At 71.0% G+C, this 6274-nt stretch carries 3 protein-coding genes and 2 pseudogenes; 3 read left to right on the top strand and 2 right to left on the bottom strand.

All coding sequences use genetic code 11. From position 1 onward, the window contains the following. Window positions 1-92 precede the first annotated feature (92 nt). A pseudogene (locus ACWC09_RS47845) lies at window positions 93-927 on the bottom strand (IS5 family transposase). Between the two features lie 224 nt (window positions 928-1151). Here ACWC09_RS47845 and ACWC09_RS47850 point away from each other — a divergent pair. Continuing rightward, window positions 1152-4113: pseudogene (locus ACWC09_RS47850) on the top strand (glycoside hydrolase family 2 TIM barrel-domain containing protein). A gap of 489 nt (window positions 4114-4602) precedes the next feature. Here the strand turns inward: ACWC09_RS47850 and ACWC09_RS47855 are convergent. Then, on the bottom strand, window positions 4603-4773 hold the full coding sequence (locus ACWC09_RS47855; RefSeq protein WP_450858062.1) for a hypothetical protein: 171 nt from the start codon (window positions 4771-4773) through the stop codon (window positions 4603-4605). 152 nt (window positions 4774-4925) lie between these two features. Here ACWC09_RS47855 and ACWC09_RS47860 point away from each other — a divergent pair, with 152 nt between their 5' ends. Continuing rightward, on the top strand, window positions 4926-5159 hold the full coding sequence (locus ACWC09_RS47860; RefSeq protein ID WP_450858064.1) for a hypothetical protein: 234 nt from the start codon (window positions 4926-4928) through the stop codon (window positions 5157-5159). A gap of 652 nt (window positions 5160-5811) precedes the next feature. Continuing rightward, window positions 5812-6274, top strand: a 463-nt coding sequence (locus tag ACWC09_RS47865; RefSeq protein ID WP_450858065.1) for a LacI family DNA-binding transcriptional regulator, incomplete at its 3' end; no start/stop codon positions are given.

A 6274-nucleotide genomic window follows, 5' to 3' on the forward strand; every position in this document is an offset into this window, starting at 1 on the left:
GTTCCGTTCTTCGATGTCGCCCGTACTGCAACCGCTCGCCTTTCTTCGGACTCCTCACCCCGGCCCTCTCCCGGGCCGCCCACTAAGAGGTCCTAACAAAGGCCTTGGACATGGCGGTAGGTGATCAGGCAGGTGGCGAGTCCGAGGAAGGCCTCGTGGATGTCGTCGCGCCGTTCCAGCGGATGCGCAGGCGACGAAAGCCGTGCAGCCAGGCGATCGTTCTCTCCACGACGTACCGGAAGATGCCCAGGCCAGAGCCGTGGGGCTGGCCGCGTTCAGCGATGACCGGGCGGATGCCACGCTGCCACAGCAACCGCCGGTACTTGTCGTGGTCGTAGCCGCGGACGGCGAACAGCATGTCCGGCCGCCTGCGGGGCCGGCCGACCACTCCGGCAACAGCCGGGACCTTGTCCAGCAGCGGCAACAGCTGGGTGACGTCGTTGCGGTTGCCGCCTGTCAGCGACACCGCGAGCGGGATGCCCTGGCCGTCGGTGACGACATGGTGCTTGCTGCCCGGCCGTGCGCGATCGACCGGGCTGGGACCGCTTTTGGGCCCCGGCGAGCCGCCCGCACGTGGGAGGAGTCAATCACCGCCCGCGACCAGTCCAGCTTCCTCGCCGACCGCAGCTTCTTCAGCAGCACCAGGTGCAATTCCTCCCACACCCCGGCCTCATTCCACGCCGCCAGCCGCCGCCAGCACGTCATCCCCGAGCCGAAACCGAGCTCCTGTGGCAGGTACTCCCACTGGATGCCGGTGTGCAGCACGAACAAGTTCCTGCACAACGCCTGTCGATCCGGCACCCGAGGCCGGCCCTCCACCAGCTTCGGCCCCGGCTCAGGCAGCAACGGCTCGATCAGCGACCACAGTTCATCCGACACGATCCACGGCCACGACTGTCGTTTCCCCACGACCAGACCAACGACCATCCACACCGAAAGTCACATGATCAACAACTTCTGTTAGGACCGCTAAGCCGCTCAAGCAGGCTGGATCTCCCGCGAATCCGTTCGTGCCGGACTGCGCACCTCGACGGCGCGGTCTCGGCGGCTGCCAGGACACCTTCACGCCGACTCCCTCAGCCGCAGCTTTGCCCGCGGCCCACACTCCATCGCCTCCCGTTACCCCGTTGCCCAACAAGATTGTGAGCACCATGCCCTCCCAGCTCTCCACATACGTGTCGGACACCGCACCGTGGCGGGCGCCCTGCGTCCGGCCCGCTCCTGGCTGCACTCCGACGCCCCCTCCCAGCCGCTGAACGGCCCCTGGCAGTTCCGTCTGTCGCCCACGGCGGCAGTCGCCGAGGAATTCGCCTCCGAGGACTTCGACGACCGGGGCTGGGACAGCATCCCGGTGCCCGCGCACTGGGTGCTGGAAGGCGACGGCGCCTACGGCCGGCCGATCTACACGAACGTCCAGTACCCGTTCCCCATCGACCCGCCGCACGTCCCCGACGAGAACCCCACCGGCGACTACCGCCGCCACTTCGACCTCCCCGAGGACTGGTCGGACGCCGAGCGAGTCCTGCTGCGGTTCGACGGGGTGGAGTCGCTGTTCAGGGTGCGGGTGAACGGCGTCGAGATCGGCAGCGCCAGTGGCAGCAGGCTGGCCCACGAATTCGACGTGACGTCCGCGGTGCGACCGGGCGGCAACGTCGTCGCCGTACGGGTGCACCAGTGGTCGGCCGCCAGCAACCTGGAGGACCAGGACCAGTGGTGGCTGCCGGGCATCTTCCGGGACGTCACCCTGCTCGCCCGCCCCGCCGGGGCGTCGAGGACGTCGGGCTGCGCACCGGCTACGACCACGGAACGGCCGTATCGACCCGGAGGTCACCGCCGACGCGGCCGCGTTCCCCGTCACCCTGCGCATCCCCGAACTCGGCGTCGAGCGTGTCTGGGCCACCCCGGCCGACGTGGCGCCCCTCGACATCGCGGGCGTGGAGCCGTGGTCGGCCGAGCGGCCCCGCCTGTACGACGCCACCGTGTCCTCGGCCGCGGAGAGCATCGCCCTCCGGGTCGGCTTCCGCACGGTCGAGATCCGCGGCGACCGGTTCCTGGTCAACGGCCGCCGTGTCGTCTTCCACGGGACGAACCGGCACGAGGCCCACCCCGAGCGCGGCCGGGTCTTCGACGACGAGCACGCCCGCGCGGACCTGGCCCGCATGAAGCGGTTCAACGTGAACGCCATCCGCACCAGCCACTACCCCCCGCACCCGCGGCTGCTCGACCTCGCCGACGAACTCGGCTTCTGGGTCGTCCTCGAATGCGATCTGGAGACCCACGGCTTCGAGAACGTCGACTGGGCCGACAACCCGAGCGACGACCCGGCCTGGCGCGCGGCCCACCTGGACCGTGTCCAGCGCACCGTCGAGCGGGACAAGAACCACCCCGGCATCGTGATCTGGTCACTCGGCAACGAGGCCGGAACCGGCGCCAACCTCGCCGCCATGTCGGCCTGGGTCCACGCCCGCGACCCCGAGCGTCCCGTGCACTACGAAGGCGGCTACACCGGCGAGTACACCGACGTCTACTCCCGTATGTACGCGACGGTCCCGGAGATCGAGCAGATCGGCACGGACGGTTCCCGCGCGCCGCTGCTCGGCTGCACCCCCGCACAGGGCGCCCGGCAGCGCACCAAGCCGTTCCTGCTCTGCGAGTACGCCCACGCGATGGGCAACGGGCCGGGTGCTCTGGACCAGTACGAGGAACTGGCTGACCGGTTCCCGCCGCTGCACGGCGGCTTCGTCTGGGAGTGGCGCGACCACGGCATCCTGGCCACGGCCCCGGAGGGGACGCCGTATTACGCCTACGGCGGTGACGTCGGGGAGGTCGTGCACGACGGCAACTTCGTGATGGACGGGATGGTGCTCAGCGACGACGTGCCGACGCCAAGCCTGCACGAGTTCAAGGCGGTCACGCAGCCGATCCGCTTCGCCTTCGACGGCGACAAGCTCGAGATCACGAACCTGCGGCACTCGGCCGACACGCCCGACCTGCGCTTGCGCTGGCGCGTCGAGCACGACGGAAACCTCGTGGACTCGGGAGAGTGGGATGCCCCGGTCCTCGCGGCGGGCGAGTCGGGGCGGGTGCCGTTGCCGCCGGTCGCGGTGGCCCCGGACGGCGAGACCTGGCTGACGGTCGAGGCGATGCTGGCGACGGCGACCGCCTGGGCAGCGCAGGGGCATGACATCGCCACCGTCCAACTCGACCGCTCGGTCCGGCGGCCGGTGCCCGCCGCCCGGCCCCGGCGCGACTGGCAGCCCGGCGAGGGAACGCTCACGCTCGGCATCGCCGAGTTCGCTGGCGGCTCCCTCACCCGCCTCGCCGGGCGCCCCGTGACCGGCCCACGCCTGGAGCTCTTCCGCGCGCCCAGCGACAACGACGAGGGCCGGGCCGACCGGCTGGAGGGCAGCGACAACAGCGTCCTCGGGGTGTCCAGCGCCGACACCTGGCGCCACGACGGCCTGGACCGGCTGACCACGCGGCGCCTCGGCGTCGAGCAGGCCGAGGACGCCCTACGCACGGTCGACCGGGTTTCGGCCGCGAACTCCGCCTTCTCGGTGACCATGGAGTCAGTCTGGTCGATCGAGGACGGCGAACTCGAACTGGCGTGGAGATCGAGCCCTCGCGCGGCTGGCGGTCGGTGTGGCCGCGGATCGGGTGCGCTTCGAACTGCCCGACGATACGGCACCCATCGACGGCGCGGACTGGTTCGGCCTGGGCCCGCTGGAGTCCTACCCCGACAGTCTCCGCGCGGCCCGCACCGGCCGCTTCTCCTGCGCAGTCCAGGACCTCGTGGTCGCCTACGCGCGCCCCCAGGAGACCGGCCACCGCTCCCAGATGCGCCGCCTCACGCTGACCAGCGGCGGCACCGAGGTACTGCGGCTCGCGGCCCTCACCGACACCCGCGGCCGGCACCCCGGCTTCACCCTCGGCCACCACACCCTCCAGCAGATCGCCCCGGCCGCACACCCCTTCGAGCTTCCGGAGTCGACCACGAGCCACCTGATCATCGACGCCGTCCAGCACGGACTCGGCTCCCGGTCCTGCGGGCCGGACGTGTGGCCGCGCCCCGAAGCCCGCACCATCCGGCTGCGCATCACACCGGGCGCCTGAGCAACAGAGCCCGCCGGCGGCGGTACTGCGCGCCGAGGGCCGGCAGGCCGACCGGGCGCTGCACGGCCCGGCTGTAGCGCGGGGGCCCGCGGTACCCCCAACGGTGGTCCTGGACCGCGGGCTGCCCTCAACGAGGGCATGCCGCTCGCCGACGAAGTGCGGGAGTTCGGGAGTTCGGGACCAGGGTGCCGAATGTGGAGCCGGGCGCCTGCCGCATCCCCCTCTTCGAGATCGGTCGGGCCGAGGCCGACGCGAGGGCCTGTGCCGCGGCCGGCGCCCCGGAACGCTGTCGTGCGGCGATGACAGCCGGCCCGGCGACCCGGCGAAGGCCACCACCCCGATCCTGGCCGCCCTGCACGCCGAGGGCGCCCCGCCCCGTCTGTTCCAGGGCGGCGACGCGGTGACCGCCGTACGCGCCAAACCGGACACTGTACGACGGGACATCGCCGCCGAGGAGAAGCGCGGCCGGGCCCGCCGGCTTCTACTGGCTCACCCGGCCGGAGCGCGCTCCGTGCCCCAGCCCGCCACCAGGACAAGCCGGGTCTCTCGGTGCACGGCCAGGAAGCGGAACGGCCGGTCGAGGGTGGCCCGCACGACGGTCGACTCGTGCCGGTACTGCGGCGGACCGCTGCCCGGCGTCGCGAGGACGGCCGTCTCCACAGCGGCCTTGAAGCCCGGCGGGCCGAACTCCGCGACTGCGGACTGCCCAGCTGCCGGCTGCGCCGATGGCCAGCGGCGCCGCGCTGATCCCGGAAAGTGGTCCTCGCGGGCGTCCGCGGCCCTGGAAAGCCGGAACAGGCCGTGCTCCGTAGTTGCAGCAGACCATGGTCCGCGCGGACCACGAAGTCCGGGATCATCACGTCGAGCCGTATCGGATCCGGGGCGACGGACAGCTGTCGCTCCTCGACCGCACCTGGTCCCGCGCGCCCGTACGGGAGTTGGGCGCCGGTGGTGACCAACACGGCGCGCGCCAGGACGCCGACGCCCGAGTGCAGCACCTGCCCGGGCGCCATCCCCTCCTCACCGTGCCACCTTCAGCGTGGTGACGTGGCCGTCCGGTCCCGAGCTCACGCCGATCTCCGGCCGCACTCTGGTGCGGTACAGACCGGCCGGGGTAAGGCCCAGCCAGGGGCCCGAGCGCGGTGTTCCGAACCCGACGACGCTGGCCTCCTCCGGCACGCGCCGGTCGGCCTGCGCACCGAGAACGAGGAGCGGTTCATGGCGGGGCCTGAACGGGCCTGGCGGCCGGAGACGAGAGCGGACGGATAAAACGAAACGACCAGCAACAAACGTTATCGAACAAAGGCAATCACCGCCCGCCAGGAAGCGTGAACGCTCCGTGGGCTCACTGTCAAGACTCCGCGTTCAGTAAGTCATAGCGGACCGGCCCGGCCAGTAGCCGCATGCGCGCAGCCGGACCAGACGAACAAGGCTGACGTGGCTGTCCCTCAAGCCCGTCCCGGGCGGAGTGATTCCCCCTTGAGGTGCAGGAACGCACGGTGATCACGCCTTTCTCAGCACCTATGGCACCTCGCTCCACCCGGCCACGGGCTTCGACGACGGCCAGCACCGGAGACAAGTGGCGTCGCGAGAAGTCTTGACGTGCGTTCGGAGGATGCGTAGACATTGACCGCGCGGTCAGACCGCGCGGTCATGGCACATCGCTTAATCGTGCAGGTACCGCTGAGGGGAGGCTTCATGGCAGCAGGGGTGGGGCGCGGTGTGGGCTCCTCCGCGCCGCGCAGTGCGGACGTGGCCAGGCTGGCCGGCGTCTCACGCAAGACGGTCTCCCGGGTCCTCAACAACGAGCCGTACGTCTCCGCCGAGTCCCGCCGACGTGTCCTCGCGGCTGCCGAGGAGCTCGGCTACCGGCTGAACCATGCCGCAAGGGCACTGGCCTCGGGACGGACCCGTTCCATCGGCGTGGTCGCTCTGGGCACCGCCGGCTATGGAACCGCCTCCCTGCTCGTGGGCATTGAGCAGGCCGTACGAGACGCCGGTTACGCGCTGCGCGTGGTCAACACACCGGACGGCGACCCGGAAAGCATCGCCGGCGCCGTGGAATCACTCCTGGAGCAGGGGGTGGACGGCGTCGTCGTCTCCGAACCCATTGTCGAAGGAGAAGTCCCGCTCGGTGTCGACGTGCCGGTCCTCTTCCTCG

It is taken from the genome of Streptomyces sp. NPDC001617 (assembly GCF_053596855.1).